We start from the raw sequence: 22,822 nt of genomic DNA on the forward strand, positions 1-22,822 counted from the left end.
GCGCACCGGTGCCGACCACCAGCGCGCGCTGAGCGATGCGCAGATGCTGGCCGACGAGGCCCAGTACTGCTCCTACGGCGACACCGTGCACTACAGCGAGCCGCCGCGCATCTTCGGCCGCTGCGACGGCAGCTACCTGTACGACACCGAGGAAGTGCCGTACCTGGACCTGCAGATGTGGTACTCGGCGGTCAACTTCGGCTACGCCAATCCGCGCCTGAACCAGGCGCTGACCCGCCAGATCGAGACCCTGCCGCAGGTCGCCAGCCAGTACCTGCACCCGACCAAGATCGAGCTGGCCAAGACCATCGCGGTCGACGCCGAGCGCAAGTGGGGCCGCAAGGGCCGCGTGCACTTCAACGTCGGCGGCGCGCAGTCGGTGGAAGACTCGCTGAAGCTGGTGCGCAACGCCAGCGCCGGCAAGAGCCTGGTGTTCGCCTTCGAAGGCGGCTACCACGGCCGTACCCTCGGTGCTTCGGCGATCACTTCGTCGTACCGCTACCGCCGCCGCTTCGGTCATTTCGACCGCGCCCAGTTCATCGAATTCCCGTACCACTTCCGCGGCCCCAAGGGCATGTCCAAGGAAGAGTACGGCGAGCAGTGCGTGGCCAAGTTCGAGCGCCTGTTCGAGACCGAGTACAACGGCGTGTGGGATCCCAAGGCCGGGCAGTGCGAGTACGCGGCGTTCTACGTCGAGCCGATCCAGGGCACCGGCGGCTACGTGATTCCGCCGCCGAACTTCTTCACCGGCCTGAAGCGGGTGCTGGACAAGTACGGCATCCTGATGGTGGTGGACGAAATCCAGATGGGCTTCTTCCGCACCGGCAAGCTGTGGGCGATCGAGCATTTCGGCGTGACCCCGGACGTGCTGGTGTTCGGCAAGGCGCTGACCAACGGCCTCAATCCGCTGGCCGGCATCTGGGCGCGCGAGGAGCTGATCAACCCGACCGTGTTCCCGCCGGGTTCGACCCACTCCACCTTCGCCTCCAACCCGCTGGGCACCGCGGTCGGCCTGGAAACCATGCGCATGCTGGCCGAGACCGACTACGAGTCGATGGTCATGGCCAAGGGCGCGCACTTCCTGGACGGCCTGCGCGACCTGCAGAAGCGTCACCCGGAAATCGGCGACGTCGACGGCCTGGGCCTGGCCCTGCGTGCGGAAATCTGCCAGGCGGACGGCTTCACGCCGAACCGCAAGCTGCTCGACACCATGGTCGACATGGGCCTGGAAGGCGAGCTGCGCCACAACGGCAAGCGCATCGGCCTGATCCTGGACGTGGGCGGTTACTACAAGAACGTGATCACGCTGGCGCCGTCGCTGCACATCAGCCACGAAGAGATCGACCTGGGCCTGTCCTTGCTGGACCAGTTGCTGACCCGCGCCAAGCAGGTCGCATGAGCCGGGCGGGAGACGACGCGCGCGGTTCGCGTTGCCTCCCGCCGTTGTCTGCGGCGGCGGGCGTTTCAGCCCGCCGCGCGCAGCGCGATCACCGCATTCAATCCGCCGAAGGCGAAGGAATTGCTCAGCACCGCCTGCACCTGGCGGGCGCGCGCCTGGTTGGGCACGTAGTCCAGGTCGCATTCGGGATCGGCATCGAGGAAGTTGGCCGTGGGCGGCACCACCTGCTCGCGCAGTGCGCCGATCGCCGCCACCAGTTCCAGCGCGCCGGCCGCGCCGAGCGCATGGCCGTGCACCGCCTTGGTCGAGCTGACCGCCAACGCCTCGGCGTGCGTCCCGAACACCTGCCGCAGCGCCTGGGTTTCGCAGCGATCATTGGCCTGCGTGCCGGTGCCGTGGGCGTTGATGTAGTCGATCTGTTGCGGCGCCAGGCCGGCGTCCTTCAGCGCCAGGCGCATCGCCGTGGCGGCGCCGTCGATGCTGGGCGCGACGATGTCGCCGGCATCGGAACTCATGCCGAATCCTGCCAGTTCCGCCAGCGGCAGCGCGCCGCGGGCGGCGGCGTGCTCGGCGCTTTCCAGCACGAACATCCCGGCGCCTTCGCCCAGCACCAGGCCGCTGCGCTGCGCGCAGAACGGCCGGCAGGTGTCGTCGCTGACCACCCGCATCGCTTCCCAGGCACGGATCAGCGGCAGGCTCAGGCAGGCTTCGCTGCCGCCGGCGATGGCCACGTCGGCCAGGCCATGGCGGACCATCAGCGCAGCCTGGGCGAAGGCGTGGTTGGCCGAGGCGCAGGCGCTGGACACGGCGAAGGCCGGGCCGCGCAGACCGAAGGCGATGCTGATCTGGCTGGCCGGGGCGTTGGCCATGCTGCGCACGATGGTCAGCGGATGCAGGCGTTCGGCCTGGTCGCGGTACAGCCGGCGCGATTGTTCGTCGCGGCTGAGTTCGGCGCCGACGCCGGTGCCGACCACCACCGCGCAGCGCGCGCCGAGCGCGGCATCGCCGTGCGGCAGGCCGGCCTGGGCGATCGCCTCGCGGGCGGCGACCAGCGCCATCTGGGTCATGCGGTCGAGCTGGCCGGGGGCGATGCCGCCGGTCTGCGTGGCGTCGGGCGCGAACCCCGGCAGGGTCGCGGCCTTGCGCATCTTCAACGTGCTGAGCGGATCGGGCGAGGGCAGGGCGGCGATGCCGCTGCGGCCCTCGCGCATCGCGCTCCACAGGGCCTCGGCGCCCAGGCCGAGCGCGCTGACCGCGCCCATGCCGGTGATGACGACGCGCCGCGCGTGCGGAGAGGCGCCCATGGCGCGTCAGTGCGCCGGTTGCGCCGCGCCGGCCGCCGCCTTGGCCGCCAGCGCGTCCTCGACCGCCTGCACCAGCTTGCCGAGCGAACCGTCGTCCAGGTTCGGGTCGCGCTGCGGGAAGGTGATGTCGAAGTGTTCTTCGATGTCGAACAGGATTTCGATGGCCTCGAGCGAATCCACGCCCAGGTCTTGCAGCTTGGCATCGGGGGTCAGGCGCGCCGGGTCGATCTCGCCATGCTTGGCGACGATGCTGTGGATTTGCGACTCGATGGACGGGGTCATGGCAGTGCTCCGCGAAATGAAGGGCCACCGCGCGGCGCCCGCCGCCGGTGGATCGCACGCTGCGGCCTGGGCCGCAGCATCCATTCTCCACGCTAGACGATCAATCTTGCAGATGCCTTTCGTCAACCAACTCGAGCCGCAGGCCTTGCAGCGGCAGTTCCTGCAGCACCCGCCAGCCGGTTTCCTGATCCAGCCCCTGGAGCACGGGGTGCCGGCCTTCGAGGCCGATTTCGACCTGCTCACCACCGCCGAACCCGCGCTGCGCGCGAAGGTGGCGCGGCTGCCGCTGCAGCGGCTGTGGCAGCGCCTGCTGCGGCCGCGTACCAGCTTCGTCGGCAGCACCGTCAGCGAATACGCCTGGCTGCCGCGCGCGGCCGATCCGGCGCAATTGCCGCGGCAGTGGCGTACGCAACTGGGCCGGCGCCGCGCGCTGATGATCGTCAAGGACGTGCCGCAGCGTTCGCCGTTGCTCGACGACGCCGACAACGCCTGGGCGCAGGCCTTCCTGGACGCCTGCGAGCGCAACGGCTACGTGCTGCTGCGCGGGCAGGCGCTGGCCTGGGTGCCGATCGACTTCGCTTCCACCGACGACTACCTGGCGCGGCTCTCGCGCGGGCGCCGGCGCAACATCCGCCGCAAGCTGCGCTCGCGCGCCGACCTGCAGATCGAGGTGCTGCCGACCGGCCCGGCCTTTGCCGATCCGGCGCTGCGCGCGCACTGCTATGCGCTGTACCAGGAGGTGTATGCGCAGAGCGAGATCCATTTCGACCTGCTCACCGCGCCGTTCTTCGATGCGCTGCTGACCGACGCCGACTCGGGCGGGCAGGTGTTCGTGTACCGGCACCAGGGCCGCATCATCGGCTGGAACCTGTGCTACGTGCACGAAGGCCGGCTGCTGGACAAGTACATCGGCCTGCATTACCCGGACGCGCGCGACCACAACCTGTACGCGCTGAGCTGGATCGAGAACCTCGACTACGCCTGCCGCCACGGCCTGACTGCCTATGTCGCCGGCTGGACCGATCCGGAAGTGAAGGCCCAGCTCGGCGCCAGCTTCACCTACACCTGGCATGCGGTGTACCTGCGCAATCCGCTGCTGCGCGCGGTGCTGCGCCGATTGCGGCCGCTGTTCGAATCCGACGACGTCGGGCCGGTCGCCGATGCCGCCGAGGAGGACTGAGATGCGCACTCCGGTTTTGCTCGATCTCGATGATTCGCTGGGCGCCGTACCCGATGCCGTGCGCCTGCCGCTGCGCGACTGGTGCGACGGCCTGCGCTTCGCCTGCTCGATGGCGCGGCTGCGCCGCTTCGGCGCGGCGCTGGAGCAGGCGCTGCCGGCGCGGTACGGCACCGTGCTGCTGGGCAGCGGCGATTTCCATCACCTGAGCCTGCCGTTGATCGTGCGCCTGGCGCAGCGCGCGCAGGCGCCGTTGCGGGTGGTGGTGTTCGACAACCATCCGGACAACATGCGCTTCCCGTTCGGCGTGCACTGCGGCTCGTGGGTGCGCCGCATCGCCGCGCTGCCGCAGGTGGCGCAGGTCGAGGTGGCCGGCATCACCTCCGGCGACGTCGGCCCCGGCCATGCCTGGGAAAACCATCTGCTGCCGCTGTACCGCGGCAAGTTGCGCTACTGGTGCAGCGGCGTGGACGTGGGCTGGGCGCGGCGGTTGGGCCTGGGCCGGGCGGTGCGCGGCTTCGACAGCGTAAGCGCGCTGAGCGATGCGTTCGTCGAGCACCTGCGGCGCACGCCGATGCCGACCTATCTGTCGCTGGACAAGGACGTGCTGGATCCGCAGGACGTGCGCACCAACTGGGACCAGGGCCAGCTGCGCGTGCCGCAGTTGCTGCAGGCGATCGACGCGCTGCGCGGGCAGGTGTGCGGCAGCGACATCACCGGCGAAGTCTCGCTGGCCCATTACCCGCAATGGTGGAAGCGCAAGCTGGCGGCGCTGGATGCGCAGCCCGAACTGTCGCCGGCGGACCTGTCGGCGTGGCAGGCGCAGCAGCATGCGTTGAACCTGCGGCTGCTGGCGGCGCTGGATGCGGCCAGCGTCGGTTAGCGCAGCGCCATTCTGTAGGAGCGGCTTCAGCCGCGAGAGCATTACCGGTAACGCATCTCGCGGCTGAAACCGCTCCTACAGGATGCTTCCTGTCGTTATGAGCGGCACATTTTCACCGCGACGCTGGCGAAGTCGCCCGTCGCCCGATCAAGCGCTCGGCGCAGCGGCGGGCACCAGGTCGACATCCAGCGGCGCCGGCCCGACCGCGGTGGCGCAGGCCGCCTGCAGCGTGGCCACGATGGTCTCGAAGCGCGCCTCGTCCAGCCAGGGGCTGTTGCTGATGCTCAGGCAGCGCGCGGCGAAGTCGCTGGCGTTGGGCATCGGCGTGCGTTCGACGATGCCGTCCAGGTAGTCGTAGTCGGGCAGGGCATGCACGAACGGCACCGCCACGCCGAGCCCGCGCGGCCACAGCGCGGCCAGCACCGATTCGCGGGCGGCCGCATCGGGCAGCAGCACCATCAGGATCGGCCAGCTGCCCTGGGCGCCCGGGGTATCGGCGATCACGCTCAGGCCGGGGATGCTGGCCAGGCGCGCGCTGCGGCGCCGGCCCTGTTCGCGAATCTGGGCAAGAAATGCCGGCCAGCGCGCGCTGGCGCGCACGCCCACGCCTTCGCGCCAGGCGCCGACCGCATGCTGGGCGATCGCGGTGCCGAAGCGGTCGCCGGCCGCACCGACGCGGTCGCCGCGGCGCAGTGCACGCCGCACCGGTGCGCCGTACGCCCAGCGCAGCGGTTGCGGCCGATAGAGCGCGGCATAGCCGAGCAGCTCCAGGCTGCGGCGCAGTTCCCAGCGCCAGTCGCGCTGGCCCAGGCGCGCGGCGGTGTCGGCCAGGCTGCGCTGCAGCGGCGCATGCCGCGACATCAGCAGCCCGCCTTCGTACAGCGTGAGCCCCTTACCGGCGGCCAGGCTGCAGAAGCCGATGTCGCCGCCCAGGCCGGCGGGGCGGCCGTCGGCATGCACGCCGCCCAGCGCCTGCGCCGCGTCCTCGATCAGCAAGGCGCCGCAGCCCTCGGCTGCGCGGCGCAGCGGCGCCAGGTCGGTCAGGCGTCCGCCGAGGTGGGTGGCGATGATCGCCAGGGTGTCGCCGCCGCAGCGTTGCGCCAGTTGCACCGGGTCCAGCTCCAGCGAGCCGGGCAGCAGATCGCAAAGCACCAGTTGCAGGCCGCAATGCGCCACCGCCAGCGCCACCAGCGGGCAGGTATAGGCAGACACCACGACCTGCCGGCGCAGGCTGGCCGCTGTCAGGGTACGCAGCGCCACGATCAGCGCGGCGGTGCCGGAGCAGGTCAGCAGCGCCTGCGGCAGGCCGAGCGCGCTGGCCAGGCGCGTGCGCGGGCGGCCCGGCCACAGGTCGCGCCACTGCAGCGGCAGGCCGGCGGTCGGCGGCACCTCAATGCGCATCGGCGGGATCCGCGCGTTCGCCGATCGCCAGGCAGACGATGCCGCCGACGATCAGTGCCGCGCCCAGCGCCTGCAGCAGGCCGATGTGTTCGTTGAACCACCACGCCGACAGCAGCATCACGCTGACCACCTCCAGGTGCGAGGCGGCGAAGGCCGGGCCGATCGGTGCGTGCTCGAGCAGCTTCATCCAGGTGAAGAATGCGCCGACGTAGCCCAGCAACGCGGCGTACAGCCAGGGGCTGCCGAGCAGGCGCAGCACCCAGGCCAGTTCGGCCTGCGGCGGGAAGGCGTGGGTGCCGGCCAGCTTGAAGCCGATCTGGGCCAGGGTGTCGAAGCTCAGCAGCAGGGCGAAGCCCACCGCATAGCGATGCAGCGACGGCCGGCTCATGAGCCCAGCCCCACCACGGCCACGCCGGCGCTGACCAGGCAGATGCCGGCCACCTGCATGCGCCCGAGGCGTTCGCCGAACAGCCAGCGCCCGGCCAGCATGATCGCCACGATGTTGATCGAGCCCAGCAGCACGCCGCGGCCCAGCGGCACCAGCGACAGGAACGCGGTCCAGGCGAGGAACTCGAACACGTAGCAGGCCACGCCGAACCACAGCTGCGGCTGCCGCGCCATATGCTGCCAGCGCGCCATGCCGGTGCCCTGCGGGTGGCTGGCCACGTACTTGAAGGCCAATTGGCCGGCGGTGTCCAAGGCCACCGTCGCCAGCCAGATCGCCACCACCGAGCCGGTCATCGCCATCAGGCGGCGGCCCGCTGCGGCGCGGACAGGGCGGCGAAGAACTGCGCCAGGCGCGCGCCGAGCACGCGGCGTTCGCGGTCCAGGGTGATCATGTGGTAGCTGTCGTGCAGCAGCAGCAGTTCCGTCGGCCCGGACACGTTGGCGATCACCAGCCGCGCGTTGCGCAGGTCGGCGATGTCGTCCTCGGCCGCGTGCGCGACCAGGCACGGCGCGACCACCTTGGGCAGGTTGCGGCGCACGTCGCGTGCGAGCAGGTACATCTCGGCCAGCGCGTGCCAGGGGTTGCCGGGCAGGCCGGCGGCGCTGCTGTCGCCGCCGAGCATGGCGCTGCTGACCTGGGCGCGGATGCGCTCGTCGCGCAGGCCATACGGCGGCTCTTCCAGGAACATGCGGCGCTTGCCGATGCCCAGCCGCTTGAACCACGGCAGCAGGAACGCCAGGCGCGCGCGCTTGGGGATGTTCCAGCCGTCGTAGCGGAAGGTGGCGCCGAGCACGCCGACCCCGTCCACCCACTCCGGACGCTGCTGCGCCAGGCGCAGCGCCAGCACCGCGCCCATCGACAGCCCGGCCACGAACAGACGGTCGACCTGCGGGCGCACGCGCGCGGCGGCGGCCTCGACGCTGGCGTACCAGTCGTGCCAGCTGGTGGCCAGCAGGTCGTCCTCGTCGCCGCAGTGGCCGGCCAGTTGCACGCCGTAGACGCTGAAGCCTTCGCGGTTCAGGCTCTTGCCGAGCAGGCGCATCTCGCTGGGCGTGCCGGTCAGACCATGGATCAGCAGCACCGCGTTGCGGCCGCCTTCGAAGTGGAACTCGGCAGATTGGATCATGTGAATGGGCGCGGCTGCGCAGTCTCGGCAATCCGTGCAGGGTCGCCGCTGCGCGTTTCAGCAGCCTTTCGCCGCGGCGGCGGTGTGCAGGGTCAGCGCTTGGTCGTGGCCGGGTTGCGGAAGCGGACCAGCACGCGCTGGCCCAGGCGCAGGGTCGAGGGCTGGGTGAAGGCCAGCACGCAGGCCACGCTGCGGTCGTTGCCGGCGGGCGTGGCGTCGTCGTGCAACTGGGTGGGGCCGTAGGCCGGCGCCAGCCAGCGCACCACCGCCTCGCCGAGCACGGTCTGGCGGCCGTCGTCGCTGATCACTTCGGCGGCCATGCCCGGGGTGACGCTGCCGGCATAGCTTTCGTTCAATTCGGCGCGGACCAGGCGCGGCGCGTCCGGCAGCAGGGTCAACAGCGGCGCGTTGGCCTCGGTGCGCGCGCCGACCGCCGCCGACAGCTGCAGCACGCGTCCGGCCACCGGCGCCTGCAGCCGGTACTGCGCGCGCTGCAGCTCGGCCGCGCGCACCTGCGCGTCTGCCAAGGCCGCATCGCTGCGTGCGGTGTCCAGCGCGTCCATCAGGCTCTGCACCGCGTCGCTGGCGTCGTCGGCGCTCTGGCCGTCGCCGGCACCCAGGCGCGCGGCCTCGGCCAGCCGTCGTTGCTTCTGCTGGGCGCTTTGCAGGCGCTGCTGCAGTTGCTTCAGGTGGGTGGCCGCGGCCTGGGCGCGGGTGCGGGCGATGTCCAGGTCGACCGCGGCGGCGCGGTCGTCGCCGGCGACCAGCACCGCGCCTTTCTGCACCGCGTCGCCCTCGTGCACCGGCACCTCGCGCAGGGTCGCGGCGACCGGCAGGCCGAGCTTGAGCACGCCGCCCTCCACGTCGATGCGGCCGCGCGCCACCGCCAGGTAGGCCGGGGGGGCGGCGGCCGCCGCCGGGGCCGGCGTGCGGTCCGATGGCGCGCATGCGGCCAGCAGCAGGCTCAGCAGGGGCGCGGCGGCGAACGCTTTCATGGTGCGGGATTCCGTGAGGGCAGGGGCGAGGGCGGCGCGTTCACGCGGCGGTCGTCGAGGATGCGGCCGTCCTCCATCGACAGCACGCGGTCGGCGTGGCGGATCAGGCGCGGGTCGTGGCTCACGCACAGCACCATGGTGTTATGGCGGCGCGCGATGCGGTGCAGCAGGTCGATCACGATCTGGCCGTTGCCGGCGTCCAGCGCGCTGGTCGGTTCGTCGGCGAACAGCAGTGCAGGGTGCTTGGCCAGGGCGCGGGCGATCGCCACGCGCTGCTTCTCGCCGCCGGACAGTTCGGCCGGGCGCAGATGCTGGCGGTGGGCGATGCCGACCTCGGCCAGCGCCTCTTCGGCGCGGCTGCGCACCTCGGCGGGGGCCAGGCCCATGTACTGCAGCGGCAGCCGTACCTGGTCCAGCGCGCACAGCGCCGGGAACAGGTTGAAGCCCTGGAAGATGAAACCGGTGTGGCGCAGCCGGAACTGCTCCAGCGCGGTGGCGCCGAGTGCGCCCAGTTCCTCGCCCAGCGCCAGTACCTGGCCGGCGTCGGCGCGCTGCAGGCCGCTGAGGATCGACAGCAGGGTGCTCTTGCCGCAGCCGGACGGGCCGGAGATCAGGGTCAGCTCGCCCGGCCACACCTGCAGTTCCACGTCGCGCAGCACCGGCGTGCGCAGGCTGCCGGAAACGAAGCTCTTGCACAGCCCGCTGCCGCGCAGGGTGGCGGCGGCCGGGTGCAGCGCGGCGGCGGCGACGATCCGGCTCATCGCAGCAGCAACGCCGGATCGGCGCGGCGCAGCCCGCGCAGCGCGGCCAGGGCCGAGACCACAGTCAGCAGCATCACCGCGCACACGCACAGGCCCCAGCCGCTGGCGTTGAACGCCACCGGCACGTCGTGCGCGCGGGCCAGCGCGACCAGCGCCGCACCCAGCGCGCTGGCGCCGATCAGGCCCAGCGCGCCGACCCAGGCGGCCTGTTCCAGCACCACCCAGCGCAGGTTGCGCATGCTCACGCCCAGCGCGTTGAGCGTGGCGTACTCGCGCGCGGCGCCGAGCACGGTGCCGAGCAGGGTCTGGCTGGTGATGGCCACGCCGACCAGCAGCACGATGCCGCCCAGGAACAGCACGCCGGAGCCGGCACCGGTATCGAACATCCAGAACAGGATGCTGCGCCGCGCGAAATCGTCGGCGCTCCAGGCTTCCACGCGCGGCCGCGTGACCGCGCTGTCGATCGCCTGCGCCACCGCCTGCGGGTCGGCGCCGGGGCGCAGCCTGGCCACCATGTAGGTCGGCCAGTCCGGATGCGCGGTGTCGGTGTTGAGCGCGCGCGCGGTGTCCAGCGAGGCCAGTACGTTGACTCCGCCCAGCGCGCGCAGGCCGCGGCCGACCCCGATCACCCGCACGCGGTGGCCGTTGATGCGCGCGCTGCTGCCGATGTCGACGCCGAGCTTGTCCAGTTCCGCGCGGTCCACCACCACGGTGTCGGGCTCGCGCAGCGCCGCACGCAGCGCCGGGCTGAGCAGACGCGAGAACATCAGCCCGCCGTCGCGGGTGTCGATGCCGGAGATGTACACCGACACCGCGCCGGTGTCGCCGGGGCCGCGCCAGTCGCCGTCGAACCAGATGAACGGCTCGACCTGCGCCACGCGCGGGTCCAGGTAGAGCGGCGCGGCCGCGTCCGGATCGATGGCGCGGCCCTGGTCCACGCTCTGCGTGCCGGGATAGCCCAGCCACAGGTCGGCGTCGGAGCCGGAGACGTACACGCTGGCGCTGCCGAAGATGCCCAGCACCAGCGCGGTCTGCAGCAGCAGCAACAGGCTGGCGAAGCCCACCGACACCACCACCGGCAGGAAGCGGCGCCACTCGTAGCGCAGGGTCTGGCGGGCCAGCGCGACCATCAGGGCTGCGCGCCTTCGCGCGCGTTGCCGGTACCGGCGCCGGGAATCGGCGCGGTGGCGCTGCCCAGCGCGGTGTGCAGGGCGACGTAGGCCAGGTCGCGCTGGCGCTGCGCTTCCAGCAGTTCCAGCGTCGCCTGGTCGCGCGCGGCCTGCTGCGTGGCCACGTCCAGGTCGCTGCCCAGGCCCAGCCGCCGGCGCTGCTGCGCCGCCTCGGCGACCTGCTGCTGCGCCTGCAGCACCTGCTGCTCGGTCTCGACGTTGCGCCGCTGCTGTTCCAGCGCGGTCAGCGCGTCCTCGACCTCGTTGACCGCCGACAGCACGGTCTGCCGGTAGGCGAGGGTGGCCGCTTCCAGCAGGTCGCCGCGCGCCTTGGCCCTGGCCTGACGGATGCCCCAGTCGAACAGCGGGATGTCGATCACCGGGCCGAACGAGGCGATGCCGTGGGTGGTGGTGCGGCGGTGGCTCAGCAGGCTGGTCGACCAGCGGATCGCGCCGCCCAGGCCGATGCTGCCGTAGCGGTCGGCGCGGGCGATGCCCAGGGCGCCGGCGGCGCTGATCACCTCGGCCTCGCGCGCGGCGATGTCCGGGCGTCGCCGCAGCAGGTCGGCCGGCACGCTGTCGACGGCGGCGATCTGCAATTGTCCCGGCGCGCTGCTGGCCGCGGCCGTGCTCCACGCCGGGTCGGGCGCGTCGCGGCCCAGCAGCACCGCCAGGCGCCGCGCCGCCGCCGCCGCGGCGTCGCGCGGTTCGTTCACCGCACTCTGCGCCTGCAGCACCGCCGCCTGCGCCTGCGCCGCGGTGGCCGGCGCGGCCAGATGCAGGTCGACCAGGGTCTGCTGCAGGCTGGCCTGGCGCTGGCGCGCGTCGGCGATGTCCTGCAGCAGGCGTTCGGCCTGCTGCGCGTGGCGCAGGTCGATCCAGTTGTGGGTCACGTCGGAGATCGTCGCCGCGCGCACCTGCGCCAGGTTGGCCTGGGCGCTCTGCAGGTCGCCGCGGGCCACGCGGTTGGTGGCTTCGCCGCGACCGAACAGCGGCAGCTCCCACTCCGAATCGACGCCCACGACCAGGAACGAGGCGCTGGCGTCCGGATCGATCGGATCCTCGGTGCGCGCACGCAGTTGCGGCCGCAGGGTCGCGTCGGCGACCGCGTCCAGCCGCCGCGCCGCGCGCAGCCGTGCCAGCGCCTGGCCGACCTCGAGATCGTCCTGCAGCGCCTGCGCGACCAGCGCATCGAGCTGCGGATCGTGGAAATCCTGCCACCAGGCACTGCCCGGCGGGCGCGGCGCAGCCGCCTGCGGCGTCGCGCTGCTCCAGTGCGCGGGCAGCGACGGCTGGCGCAGATCGGGAATGGGCTTGCTGGCGCAGCCGCCCAGCGCCAGCGCGCTGGCCAGCGCCAGTGCGCCGGCGCAGCGAAGACGGTGGCGGCTCATGCGCGCGGCTCCGCGCCGGCCGGCAGGTCCAGTTCCGCGCGCAGGCCGCCCAGTGCCGAGCGCCGGTAGCGCAGCGTCGCGTGGTGGCGGGCGGCGATGTTGGCGACGATGGCCAGGCCCAGGCCGGTGCCGCCTTCGGGCGCGTCCGGCGCGCGGAAGAAGCGCTCGCCCAGGCGCGGCAGCAGGGCCTCGTCGATGCCGCTGCCGGCATCGTCCACGGCCAGGCGCACGTACAGCGGATCGCGGCGCAGGCTGACCGTGACCATGCGGCCGGCGGCATGCCGGAAGGCATTGTCCAGCAGGTTGTCGAGCAGTTCGCGCAGCGCATAGGTGTCGGCGGCCACCCAGGCGGGCGCGTCGTCGTCGCCGGCGTCGTAGCCCAGGTCCACGCCGGCGTGCAGCGCGTCGGGGATGCGGTCGGACAGGGCCTGCGGCAGCCATTGCGCCAGGTCCAGCGGCAGCAGCTCGCGGATGCTCTCGCGCGGCGCCTGGGTGCGGGTCAGCGCCAGCAACTGGGTGGAGGTGCGGGTGGCGCGGTCCGTCAACTGACGGATGTGCTGCAGCGCCTGCGCGGTGTCTTCCGGGCGCTGGCCGGCCTGGGCGCGCTGCACGTGCATGCTCAGCCCGGCCAGCGGCGTGCGCAACTGGTGCGCGGCATCGGCCAGGAAGCGTTCCTGCAGCGCCATCATGTGCTTGAGCCGGCCGAGCAGGCCGTCGATGGCCTGGGTCAGCGGCAGGATCTCCACCGGGATGTCCGGGCCGGACACCGGGCTGAGGTCGCGCTGGCTGTCGTCGAGCCGGCGCACCGCCGGCTCCAGCATGCGCAGGCCGACGCGCACGCCATGCCACACCAGCACCAGCAGCGAGCAGGTGAGCAGCAGTTCGGTCGGCAGCATCAGCACCAGGATCTCGCGGGCGCGGCGGTGGCGGTCGTCCAGGGTCTCGGCCACCGACACGGTGAGCCAGTCGCCCGGCTCCAGCGCCGAGGGCAGCAGCAGGCTGGCCACGCGCACCGGCACGCCGTTGTCCATGCGGTCGTCGTACAGCATCACTCGGCCGATCTCGGCCGGATCCGGGTGCTTGGGAATCGGCTGGGTACTGCCGCTGATCACCCCGTGGCGGCGGCTGTCGAGCTTGAAGAACACCCGGCCGTCGCTGCTGTACTCCAGCAGCTGCCGCGCCTGCAGGGTCAGCGGCATGCGCTCGCCGGGGTCGTTGACCGCGTTCGCCAGGCCCTGCGTGTCCTCCTTCAGGTCCATGTCGTGGACGTGATTGGTGTACTTGAGCATCAGCAGGTAGAACAGCGACGACACCACCAGCATCAGCAGCACGGTCGGGATCAGCAGGAACGCCAGCAATCGCTGGCGCAGGCTGGGATGGCGGTAGGCCGGCGCGTGCGCGGCGGTGGTCGCGCTCACTGCGAGGTCTGTGCGTGGTCGGCGGCCGGTGAGGCGGCGTGCGACTCCTCCAGCAGGTAGCCCAGGCCGCGGATGGTTCGGATGCCGACGCCGGCACCATGCAGCTTGCGCCGCAGGCGGTGCATGGAGATGTCCAGGCCGTTGTCGGTGATTTCGTGCTGCCAATCGCACAGCGCCTCGGTCAGTTGGCTGCGGCTGACCACGCGCCCGCTGCGCAGCAGCAGGGTTTCCAGCAGCGCGAACTCGCGCGCGGTCAGGTCCAGCGGCTGGTCCTGCAGCCACACCCGGCGTCCGGCCAGGTTGATGCGCAATTGTCCCAGCACCAGCTCCGGCACGCCGCCGCTGCTGCTGCGGCGCAGGAGCGCGCGGGTCCGGGCCAGGAACTCGGACAGTTCGAAGGGCTTGATCAGATAGTCGTCGGCGCCCTCGTCGAGCGCGCGGATGCGGTCTTCCACCGCGTCACGGGCGGTCACCACCAGCACCGGGATCTCGTCGCGGCGGGCGCGCAGGCGTTGCAGCACCTGTAGCCCATCGCGGCGCGGCAGGCCCAGGTCCAGCACCAGCAATTGATAGCTTTCGCTACCGAGTGCGCGTTCGGCAGCGGCACCGTCGCCGACATGGTCTACCACGTGGCCGCACTCGGCGAGCGAGTCGCGTAATGCAACAGCAATGGACGTATCGTCTTCGGCAACCAGGATGCGCATGACGCGAAATGCTTGCAACGGGGATGTGGGAAAACCGTCGTAATCGGCGGCGGCGAAGTCACTACGTTCACATACGTCGATGTAGCTTCGATGGAGTCTGTATCCAGATTCTGCGATGCGGTGATGACGATTGTCATCCATGACATCTTTCGCGCACTCGCCGGTGCGGACGCCGCCGGGTAGGAAAAGTCCTATAGCCGACCGCGGCATCCGCCGATCCTCACGCCCCCGGGGCGGCGGCATCATGCATGCGTCGGCAACGTCACCGCTCCCGCGCCAGGGAGATGGTTCTCACGGAATCGAACGGATCTCGATTCGCCGGCCACGTTTCGCTCCCGCAGGCGCCGACGGATCGGCGCAGCGCCACTGCGATCGGAATCGAAGGGAAGAAAACGCACGAGGCCCCGGCATGCCGGGGCCTCGTGCGTTCAACGTGCCGCTATCAGGCTTAAATCATGTGGGCATCATGCACGGACGGGTCGGTCTGCACTGATCCTGTAAGCGCCGCACCGCACACCGCTGCCTGCACGCAAACTTTCAGGCCGCAGCCCGCCCGCCTTTGCCAATCCCCAATCCCGAATCCCAAATCCCGGCCCCTCAGAGCGCCCAGTCCAGCCGCAAACCCGCCACCAGGGCATTCGGCAGGTCGCGGGTACGTGCCGGCTCGTTGAACTGGTCCGGGTGCACGATGTAGTGCAGGTTCGGGGCGATGCGCAGTTGCGGGGTCACCTGGATGCCGTAGCTCAGTTCCATCATGGTCTGGGAGCGGTGCGGGGTGCCGCTGCCGCCCGCCGCGGCGCGGGCCAGGCGCAGGTCTTCCAGGGCGTCGTCGCTGTAGTGCTGCTGGGTGACGACGAAGGCGATGTTGTCCTGCGGGCGGCTGGCGAAGGTGCCGCGCTGGACCAGGCCCAGCTCCAGGAAATGGTCTTCGATCAACTGCCCGGAGGTGCCCTTGAGCACCGAGCCGAACAGCACCAGGCCGCGGTTGCTGTCCGGGTCGGGGCGGGTGACCTGCTGCTCGAAGCGCACGAACGCGCCGGAGCGGCCGCTGCGGGTGGCGTAGTCCAGCCCGCTCAGCCGCGCCGGATTGCCGTTGCGGTCGTTGAGCGGATCGCGGTAGTCGGAATTGTCCTGCCAGCCGCCGAGCTCGTACATCGCCGGCAGGCGCGCGCCGCTGGCCTGGGTGCTGTAGCCGATCGCGTAGGGCACGATCACCCCGGTGCTGTCGTTGGTGCTCCAGTTCAGGCCGTGCTGGCCGCGTTCGGCCTGGATCGGGTTGACCTCGTAGGCGCCGACGTGGACGTAGACGTTCGGGGTCACCCAGGCCTTGGCGTGCGCGGCCCAGCTGGACACCGGCCAGTATGTGAAGTTGCTGGTGCGGAACACGAAGGTCGGGTTGCCGCAGGCCGAGTTGCCCTGGAAGTAGCCGCACAGCTCCGAGCCCAGGAAGTGGATGTTGGCCACGCTGCGGCCGGCTTCCAGTTCCAGGCGATCGTTGAACAGCTTCTGGTCGATGGTGAAGTTGGCCAGGCGGGTGCCCTGGCCGCCATAGATTTCCTGCACCGAGGTGCTGTTGCCGATGTTGCCGTTGGCCAGGTTGGTGCCGTGGCGATTGATGCCGTAGACCTTCAGCGTGGCGCCGTTCCAGCCCATCAGCCGTTGCAGGTCCACGTCGGTGCCGAACATCAGCTGCCCGGCGTAGGCGCTGCCCTCATGCTTGCCGCCGTCCAGCGACACGGCGCCTTCGCCGGTGTAGGCGAGCTTGAGCTTGAAGGCGTCGCTGGCGTCCTGGGCGTGGGCCAGCGGTGCGGCGAGCGCCAGCGCCAGGGTGGCCAGGGGCAGGGACGAGACGAGGGGACGGGACATGGCGGAACTCCTCAGCAGGGAAAGGCCGGCGCGCCGCCAGCGGCGACGGGGGGAGGGGCATCGCGTGGCGACGCGCCGGCGCATGGACGGGATCAGGCGTTAACCGGCTTCTTCAGCACCCGCAGCGCCACCGCGGTGACCACGGTGCCGGCGAGCAGCGCCACCAGGTACATGCCCAGGTGGCTGACCGCATTGGGGATCGGCAGCACGAACACACCGCCGTGCGGCACCTTCAGTTCGGCGCCGGCGGCCATCGAGATCGCACCGGCCAGCGCCGAGCCGAGCATCAGCGCGGGGATGGTGCGCAGCGGGTCGCGTGCGGCGTACGGGATCGCGCCTTCGGTGACGAAGGCCAGGCCGAGCACGCCGGTGGCGGCGCTGCTGCCGCGCTCGTCCTGGGTGAAGCGGCTGCGGAACACCCAGGTGGCCAGGGCGATGCCCAGCGGCGGGGTCATGCCGGCGACCATCGCCGCGGCCATCGGCGTGTACACCTGGCTGGCGATCAGGCCGGTGGAGAAGGCATAGGCGGCCTTGTTGACCGGCCCGCCCATGTCGAAGGCCATCATCGCGCCCAGCAGCAGGCCCAGCAGCACCGCGCTGCTGCCCTGCATGCCACGCAACCACTCGGTGAGCCAGGCCAGCAGTTCGGCCACCGGCTGGCCGACCACGTAGAGCATGGCCAGGCCGACCAGCAGGGTGCCCAGCACCGGCAGGATCAGCACCGGCTTCAGGCCCTCGAGCGTGCGCGGCAGCTTGATCGCCCGGTTCAGCGCGGCCACGCCGTAGCCGGCGATGAACCCGGCCAGGATGCCGCCGATGAAGCCGGCGCCGAGGTTGGCCGCGACCATGCCGCCGATCATGCCGGGGGCGATGCCGGGGCGGTCGGCGATGGAGTAGGCGATGTAGCCGGCCAGGGCGGGCACCATCAGGGTGAAGCCGGCCTTGGCGCCGATCTGGAACAGCGACCAGGCCAGGGTGCCCTTGTGCGCGTCGTCGAAGGCATAGATGCCACCGAGCGCGAACGCCAGCGCGATCAGCAGGCCGCCGGCGGTGACGAAGGGCAGCATGAACGACACGCCGGTCATCAGGTGCTTGTACGGGCCGGCGGAGCGGCCGCCCTGGACCTTGGCCGGGGCGCTGCCGCCATTGCCGGCGGCGTGCACGCTGGCCTCGGCCAGGGCCTTGCGGATCAGGCCAGGGCCGTCGTTGATCGCCGGCTTGGTGCCGCTCTTGAACAGGCGCTTGCCGCCGAAGCGGCCCAGGTCGACCTCGCGGTCGGCGGCGATCAGCACCAAGTCGGCGGCGGCGATCTCCTCGGCGCTGAGCGCGTCCTGCGCGCCGACCGAGCCCTGGGTTTCCACTCGGATCTGGTGGCCCAGCAGCTTGGCCGCCTGCTGCAGGCCCTCGGCGGCCATGAAGGTGTGGGCGATGCCGGTGGGGCAGGAGGTGATGGCGACGATGCGCTTGCCAGCGCCCTCGGTGCCGTCGGTCGCGGCCGGCACGGCGGCGGCGTCGGACGTCGCGGCGGCGAGCAGCGGCGCCAGCACCGCGCCGGCATCGGCCAGCACCGCGTCCAGCGCGCTGCGCTGCATGCGGCGGCCGGCGAAGCGGGCGGCATCGACGTCGCCGTCGCCGACCAGCAGCAGCGGCGCGGCGGCGGATGCGGCGGCCAGGTCCAGCGGTGCGATCACGCCCTGCGGCGTACGCACCTCGGCCTGCAGGACGGCGCCCCGCAGCGTGGCGGCATGCCGCAGCGCCTCGGCGGCGAGGACGGCTTCGGTACTGCGATCGCCGGCGGCGATCACCACGAGGATCGGATTCATGCGGGCTCCCGATGAGCGCAAGAGGGCGCGGCGCACAGCAGCGACGCGACGGAAGTCATGCCAGGGTCTCCACGCGAACCGCAGCGGCCAGCTCGGCCAGGCGCTCGCGCGGCAGGCGGCGGGCGACGCCGCTGCCCAGCGTGGCCACGGCGAAGGCGGTGGCCTGGCGCGCGCAGGTCGCCAGGTCGGCGTCGGCGCGCAATGCCGCGACCAGGCCGGCCACCATCGCATCGCCGGCGCCGACGCTGCTGCCGCCGGTCACCTGTGGCGGCTGCGCCAGCAGCGCCTGCTCGCCGCGTACGAACAGCGCGCCGTCGCTGCCCAGCGACACCGCCACCAGGCCGATGCCGCGCGCCAGCAAGGCGCGTGCGGCGCCGAGCAGGTCGGCGGTGCTGGCCAGCGGCGCGCCGGCCCATTCCTCCAGTTCGTGGCGGTTGGGCTTGATCGCGAACGGCAGTTGCGCGCGCGGCGCGTCCAGGGCGGCGTGCAGCGGCGCGCCGCTGGTGTCCAGCAGCACCCGTGCACCGGCCGCGGCGGCCTGCGCCTGCAGCTGCCGCCAGGTGTCCTCGGCCAGGCCGGCCGGCAGGCTGCCGCAGAGCACCACCGGCAGGCCGGGGCGCAGCAGTTCGGCCAGGCGCGCGCCGACGCTGTCGAGCTGCGCCTGGTCCAGGGCCAGGCCGGGCAGGTTGATGTCGGTGGTGGCGCCGCTGTCGGCGGCGACCAGCTTGAGGTTGGTGCGGGTGTCGCCGGGCGCGCGCAGGCAGCGGTCGTCGATGCCGCGTTCGGCGAACAGCGTCTCGAACGTCTGCGCGTTGTCTGCGCCGAGCACGCCGAGCGCGGCGCAGCGCAGCCCGGCGTCGGCCAGGCAGGCGGCGACATTGATGCCCTTGCCGCCGGCGATGGCATGGGCGCTGCGCGCACGGTGCACCTGGCCCGGTTGCAGCCGGTCGATCGCCACGGTCAGGTCGATCGCCGGATTCAGGGTGATGGTGACGGCATCGACGCTCATGCGTCGGCTCCGCCGTCGAGCGCGCGTACGTCCGCCGCGCTCTCGCACTCCAGCGCGCGCTGTGCCAGCGCCTGCAGCGCGTCCAGGCGGCTGCCGCGCAGGCGCGCCTTCACCGCGGGGATGTCGTTGGGGGTCATCGACAGTTCGTGCACGCCCAGCCCGGCCAGCAGCGCCGCGCCGAACGCATCGCCGGCCAGGCCACCGCACACGCCGACCCAGCGGCCGTGGCGCGCCGCGCCCTCGACGGTGGTGCGGATCAGGCGCAGCACCGCCGGATGCAGGCTGTCGGCCTCGGCGGCCAGGTCCGGGTTCTGGCGGTCGATGGCCAGGGTGTACTGGGTCAGGTCGTTGGTGCCGATCGAGAAGAAGTCCGCGTGCTTGGCCAGCGCATCGGCCTGGATCGCCGCGGCCGGCACTTCGATCATGATGCCCAGCGGCACCTCCGGCGCCTGCAGCTCCGCGCGCAGGCGCTCGCATTCTGCGCGCAGCGTCAGCAGTTCCGCGGCCGAGGTGATCATCGGGAACATGATCGCCAGGCGCGCGCCGTCCTTGGCCGCGCGGTACAGCGCGCGCAGTTGCGGTTGCAGCAGGTCGGCGCGGCGCAGCAGCAGGCGCGCGCCGCGCACGCCCAGGAACGGGTTGTCCTCGCGCGGCAGGTTCAGGTGCGCGACCTGCTTGTCGCCGCCGATGTCCAGCGCGCGCACGATCAGCGCGCGGCCGTCCAGTGCCTGCGCCATCGCCGTGTAGGTGGCGTACTGCTCGTCCTCGCTGGGGGTGCTGCCGCGTTCCAGGAACAGGAATTCGGTGCGCATCAGGCCCACGCTCTCGGCGCCCTGCGCCAGTGCCGCGGCGACCTGCTCGGGCAGGTTGACGTTGGCGCCGATCTCCAGGCGATGGCCGTCCTCGGTCTGCGCCGGCTGGTTGCGTTGCTCGGCCTCGCGCGCACGCAGTTGCTGCTGTTCGTCGATGTAGGCGCGGGCCGAGGCCAGGTCGGCCTCCGACGGCGCCAGGTACAGGCGGCCACTTGTGCCGTCGACGATGACGGTGGCGCCGTCCTCCAGGTCCAGCAGGTCGGCGCCACCGGCGACCAGCGCCGGCAGGCCGAGGGTGCGCGAGAGGATCGCGGTGTGCGAGGTCGGGCCGCCCACGGCGGTGGCCAGGCCGAGCACGCGCGCGGTGTCGAGGTTGGCGGTATCCGACGGCGACAGGTCGTGTGCGAGCAGGATGCACGGCGCGGCCGGCAATTGCGCCAGGCTGCCGCCGGCCAGGCTCGGATCCAGGTGCGCCAGCACGCGGCGGCCGACGTCGCGCAGGTCGCTGGCGCGCCCGGCCAGCACCGCATTGCCCAGCGCCGAGAGCTTGTTGGCCAAGCGCTCGACCGACTGCTGCCAGGACCAGGCGACGCCGTGGCCCTCGACCATGAGTTGGCAGGCCAGGGTGATCAGGTCGGTGTCGTTGAGCAATTCGGCCTGGGCGCGGAAGATCGCCGCATCGCCGGCGCCGAGGCGGCGGCGGGTGTCGTCCTCGATGGCCTGCAGTTGCGCGCGGGTGCGCTGCAGGGCGTCGTGGAGCAGGGCGCCGCCGTCGCTCAGCGGCACCGGCGTGTCCGCCACCGCGACATCATGCCCGGCCAGCTTGTGCACCACGCCGATCGCCAGGCCGGGGCTGGCGCCGATGCCGACGATGGCCGGCTGCGCCTGCGGCGGGGTCCAGCCGGCGACCGGCGCGGCGCGGCGTTGCACGGCGGCTTCGGCATCGGCCTGTTCCTGCGCGGTCAGCGCGTCGATCACGCTGCGCAGCCGCGCCAGCGCCGCTGCCGCGTCCTGGCCCTCGGCGGAAATGGTCACGGTGTCGCCGGCGTGCAGGCCCAGTTGCAGCAGCGACACCAGGTTCTTGGCGTCGCCGACCTGGTCGCCGGCACGCACCTGGATGCGGGCGGCGAAGCCGCGCGCGGTTTCCACCCAGCGCGTGGCCGGGCGGGCGTGCAGGCCGGTGGGATAGCGCACGGTCCAGTCGAAGCGTTCGGCCAGGTCGCTGGCCGGGGCGGTGGGCGCGGTGGGGGCCGCGTCCTCGCTCAGCGCGGCGACGATCGTCTGCGGGTCGTCGCTGGCGAACAGCGCCTCCAGCCGCGGCGGGTCCTGGATCAAACGGGTCAGCCGCCGCAGCACGGCGATGTGGGTGTCGGACTGGGCGGCGATGGCGACCACCAGGCGCGTGGTCTGGCCCGGGTTCCACTCCACGCCGTCGCGCAGTTGCAGGACGGCGATGCCGTCGCGGCGCACCAGGTGGCGGTCCTCGCCGGTGCAGTGCGGGATCGCCACGCCATGGCCCAGGAAGGTGTTGGCCAGTGCTTCGCGGCGCAGCATGCTGGCCTCGTAGGCCGGCGGCACGCAGCCGGCGGCGATCAGCAACTGCGCCGCCTGGGCGATCGCGTCGGCCTTGTCGTGGGCCTGGGCAGCGACCCGGACCAGGTCGCTGGAAACCAGGGATGAGGAGGGCGTCTGGGACACGCGGAGTCCTTGAGGGTGGGCGACGAGTGGCGCAGTGTGGGAACGTTCCCAGTCGATCGTCAATGTGCAGTGCACAATTCTTTCGGAAAAGCCTGGTGCTACTATCCGGCAGCGCCACAAAGACAGGGGGTCGACATGGAAAACAAGCGGGAACGTTGCCAGTGAGCGTCAGCATTCACGACGTAGCGCGGGTCGCCGGCGTCTCGACCTCGACGGTGTCGCGCGCACTGGGCCACGGCCCGGTCAGCGAGGAGGTGCGGGCGCGGGTGGAAGCAGCGGTGCGCGAAACCGGCTACCGCCCCAACCTGATGGCGCGGCGGCTGCGCTCGCAGCACTCGGGGGTCGTGGGCCTGATCGTCGCCGACATCCGCAATCCGTTCTTCACCGCGGCGATCCGCGCGGTCGAGGACGTGGCCTACCGCGCCGGCATGCGCGTGATCCTGTGCAATACCGACGAGGATCCGCAACGCGAGGCGTTGTACCTGCAACTGATGCAGGAAGAGCGGGTCAGCGGGCTGATCTTCGCCCCCACCCGCACCACCCAGAGCCAACTGGGCAAGTTGAGCTTCGGCCATCCGGTGGTGCTGCTGGACCGCGCCGGCAAAAGTGGCACGCACGACAGCGTGGTGCTGGACAATGCGGCGGCGATGGCGGCCCTGGTCGATCACCTGGTCGACCGGGGCGTGCGCCGGATCGGCGGCCTGTTCGGCAGGACCAGCAGCACCGCCGCCGAGCGTCGCGACGGCTATCTGGAGGCGATGCGCGGACACGGCCTGGCGCCGGATTACCGCGAGGTGGCGCCGAGCGCGGAGGCGGCGATCGCCGAGGTTCAGGACTGGCTGGCGCAGGCGTCGCGACCGGACGCGCTGGTGGCCAGCAACAGCCTGCTGCTGATGGGCGCGATGAAGGCCGCGCGCGGCGCCGGCCTGCGCATTCCGCAGGATCTGGCGCTGGCCGGCTTCGACAACGAAAGCTGGACCGACCTGGTCGAGCCCGGGATCACCGTGATCGAACAGCCGGTGGAAGAGATGGGCCGCACCGCGATGTCGTTGCTGCTGGAGCGGATGAACGCGCCGACGCAGCCCACCCGCAAAGTGGTGCTCAGCGGTCGCTGCATCGTGCGCGGATCGAGCCTGCGCTGATGGCCGCTGGGGCG

20 protein-coding genes are annotated in these 22,822 nt (G+C 71.9%); 4 read left to right on the forward strand and 16 right to left on the reverse strand.

The window, feature by feature from the left end; genetic code table 11:
• Window positions 1-43: 43 nt before the first annotated feature.
• Window positions 44-1,399, forward strand: a complete 1,356-nt coding sequence (locus tag RAB71_RS09165) for an aspartate aminotransferase family protein (protein ID WP_199774659.1) — start codon at window positions 44-46, stop codon at window positions 1,397-1,399.
• A gap of 65 nt (window positions 1,400-1,464) precedes the next feature.
• On the opposite strand, the gene RAB71_RS09170 is transcribed toward RAB71_RS09165, so the two are convergent.
• Both RAB71_RS09170 and RAB71_RS09175 read right to left on the reverse strand, forming a co-directional pair.
• Complete coding sequence (locus tag RAB71_RS09170; protein WP_010342599.1) at window positions 1,465-2,703, reverse strand: beta-ketoacyl synthase; 1,239 nt, start codon at window positions 2,701-2,703, stop codon at window positions 1,465-1,467.
• 6 nt (window positions 2,704-2,709) lie between these two features.
• The gene (locus RAB71_RS09175; RefSeq protein WP_010342598.1) at window positions 2,710-2,985 is read right to left on the reverse strand and encodes an acyl carrier protein; all 276 of its coding nucleotides are present in this window, start codon (window positions 2,983-2,985) and stop codon (window positions 2,710-2,712) included.
• Between the two features lie 112 nt (window positions 2,986-3,097).
• Between RAB71_RS09175 and RAB71_RS09180 the strand changes: the two genes are divergently transcribed.
• A complete protein-coding gene (locus RAB71_RS09180) occupies window positions 3,098-4,165 on the forward strand; it encodes a GNAT family N-acetyltransferase (RefSeq protein WP_029562030.1) in 1,068 nt (355 codons plus the stop codon).
• Window position 4,166: 1 nt separating this feature from the next.
• Entirely contained in the window at window positions 4,167-5,045 is an 879-nt protein-coding gene (locus tag RAB71_RS09185) for an arginase family protein (RefSeq protein ID WP_010342596.1), read from the forward strand.
• A gap of 147 nt (window positions 5,046-5,192) precedes the next feature.
• Here RAB71_RS09185 and RAB71_RS09190 read toward each other — a convergent pair whose 3' ends face one another.
• The 14 genes from RAB71_RS09190 to ptsP form a co-directional block, all read right to left on the reverse strand.
• Complete coding sequence (locus RAB71_RS09190) at window positions 5,193-6,446, reverse strand: DegT/DnrJ/EryC1/StrS family aminotransferase (RefSeq protein ID WP_010342595.1); 1,254 nt, start codon at window positions 6,444-6,446, stop codon at window positions 5,193-5,195.
• The gene (locus RAB71_RS09195) at window positions 6,436-6,834 is read right to left on the reverse strand and encodes a multidrug efflux SMR transporter (RefSeq protein ID WP_010342594.1); all 399 of its coding nucleotides are present in this window, start codon (window positions 6,832-6,834) and stop codon (window positions 6,436-6,438) included. The genes RAB71_RS09190 and RAB71_RS09195 overlap by 11 nt, the downstream gene beginning before the upstream one ends.
• Window positions 6,831-7,193 (reverse strand): EamA family transporter, encoded by a 363-nt coding sequence (locus RAB71_RS09200; RefSeq protein ID WP_010342593.1) that lies wholly within the window; start codon window positions 7,191-7,193, stop codon window positions 6,831-6,833. Before RAB71_RS09200 ends, RAB71_RS09195 begins: the two co-directional genes overlap by 4 nt.
• The gene (locus RAB71_RS09205; RefSeq protein WP_010342592.1) at window positions 7,193-8,020 is read right to left on the reverse strand and encodes a carboxylesterase; all 828 of its coding nucleotides are present in this window, start codon (window positions 8,018-8,020) and stop codon (window positions 7,193-7,195) included. Before RAB71_RS09205 ends, RAB71_RS09200 begins: the two co-directional genes overlap by 1 nt.
• Window positions 8,021-8,112: 92 nt before the next feature.
• On the reverse strand, window positions 8,113-9,015 hold the full coding sequence (locus tag RAB71_RS09210; RefSeq protein ID WP_104609564.1) for an HlyD family secretion protein: 903 nt from the start codon (window positions 9,013-9,015) through the stop codon (window positions 8,113-8,115).
• Complete coding sequence (locus RAB71_RS09215; protein ID WP_010342590.1) at window positions 9,012-9,776, reverse strand: ABC transporter ATP-binding protein; 765 nt, start codon at window positions 9,774-9,776, stop codon at window positions 9,012-9,014. The genes RAB71_RS09210 and RAB71_RS09215 overlap by 4 nt, the downstream gene beginning before the upstream one ends.
• Window positions 9,773-10,906 (reverse strand): ABC transporter permease, encoded by a 1,134-nt coding sequence (locus tag RAB71_RS09220; RefSeq protein ID WP_010342589.1) that lies wholly within the window; start codon window positions 10,904-10,906, stop codon window positions 9,773-9,775. Before RAB71_RS09220 ends, RAB71_RS09215 begins: the two co-directional genes overlap by 4 nt.
• Entirely contained in the window at window positions 10,906-12,336 is a 1,431-nt protein-coding gene (locus RAB71_RS09225; RefSeq protein WP_104609565.1) for an efflux transporter outer membrane subunit, read from the reverse strand. Before RAB71_RS09225 ends, RAB71_RS09220 begins: the two co-directional genes overlap by 1 nt.
• Window positions 12,333-13,754: a sensor histidine kinase gene (locus RAB71_RS09230; protein ID WP_010342683.1), complete on the reverse strand. Its 1,422-nt coding sequence runs from the start codon at window positions 13,752-13,754 to the stop codon at window positions 12,333-12,335. The genes RAB71_RS09225 and RAB71_RS09230 overlap by 4 nt, the downstream gene beginning before the upstream one ends.
• Window positions 13,751-14,458, reverse strand: coding sequence for a response regulator transcription factor (locus RAB71_RS09235; protein ID WP_019802458.1), 708 nt, complete (start codon window positions 14,456-14,458; stop codon window positions 13,751-13,753). The genes RAB71_RS09230 and RAB71_RS09235 overlap by 4 nt, the downstream gene beginning before the upstream one ends.
• A 597-nt stretch (window positions 14,459-15,055) precedes the next feature.
• Window positions 15,056-16,324, reverse strand: a complete 1,269-nt coding sequence (locus tag RAB71_RS09240; protein ID WP_010342681.1) for a carbohydrate porin — start codon at window positions 16,322-16,324, stop codon at window positions 15,056-15,058.
• A 92-nt stretch (window positions 16,325-16,416) separates the two neighbouring features.
• Window positions 16,417-18,147, reverse strand: a complete 1,731-nt coding sequence (locus RAB71_RS09245; RefSeq protein ID WP_104609566.1) for a PTS fructose transporter subunit IIC — start codon at window positions 18,145-18,147, stop codon at window positions 16,417-16,419.
• A 55-nt stretch (window positions 18,148-18,202) separates the two neighbouring features.
• The gene (pfkB, locus tag RAB71_RS09250) at window positions 18,203-19,156 is read right to left on the reverse strand and encodes a 1-phosphofructokinase (protein WP_041501137.1); all 954 of its coding nucleotides are present in this window, start codon (window positions 19,154-19,156) and stop codon (window positions 18,203-18,205) included.
• Entirely contained in the window at window positions 19,153-21,666 is a 2,514-nt protein-coding gene (ptsP, locus tag RAB71_RS09255) for a phosphoenolpyruvate--protein phosphotransferase (RefSeq protein WP_010341032.1), read from the reverse strand. Before ptsP ends, pfkB begins: the two co-directional genes overlap by 4 nt.
• A gap of 161 nt (window positions 21,667-21,827) precedes the next feature.
• Here ptsP and RAB71_RS09260 point away from each other — a divergent pair, with 161 nt between their 5' ends.
• Window positions 21,828-22,808 (forward strand): LacI family DNA-binding transcriptional regulator, encoded by a 981-nt coding sequence (locus tag RAB71_RS09260; RefSeq protein ID WP_010341033.1) that lies wholly within the window; start codon window positions 21,828-21,830, stop codon window positions 22,806-22,808.
• Window positions 22,809-22,822 lie beyond the last annotated feature (14 nt).

Source organism: Xanthomonas sacchari, from assembly GCF_040529065.1.
GTDB classification, from domain to species: domain Bacteria; phylum Pseudomonadota; class Gammaproteobacteria; order Xanthomonadales; family Xanthomonadaceae; genus Xanthomonas_A; species Xanthomonas_A sacchari.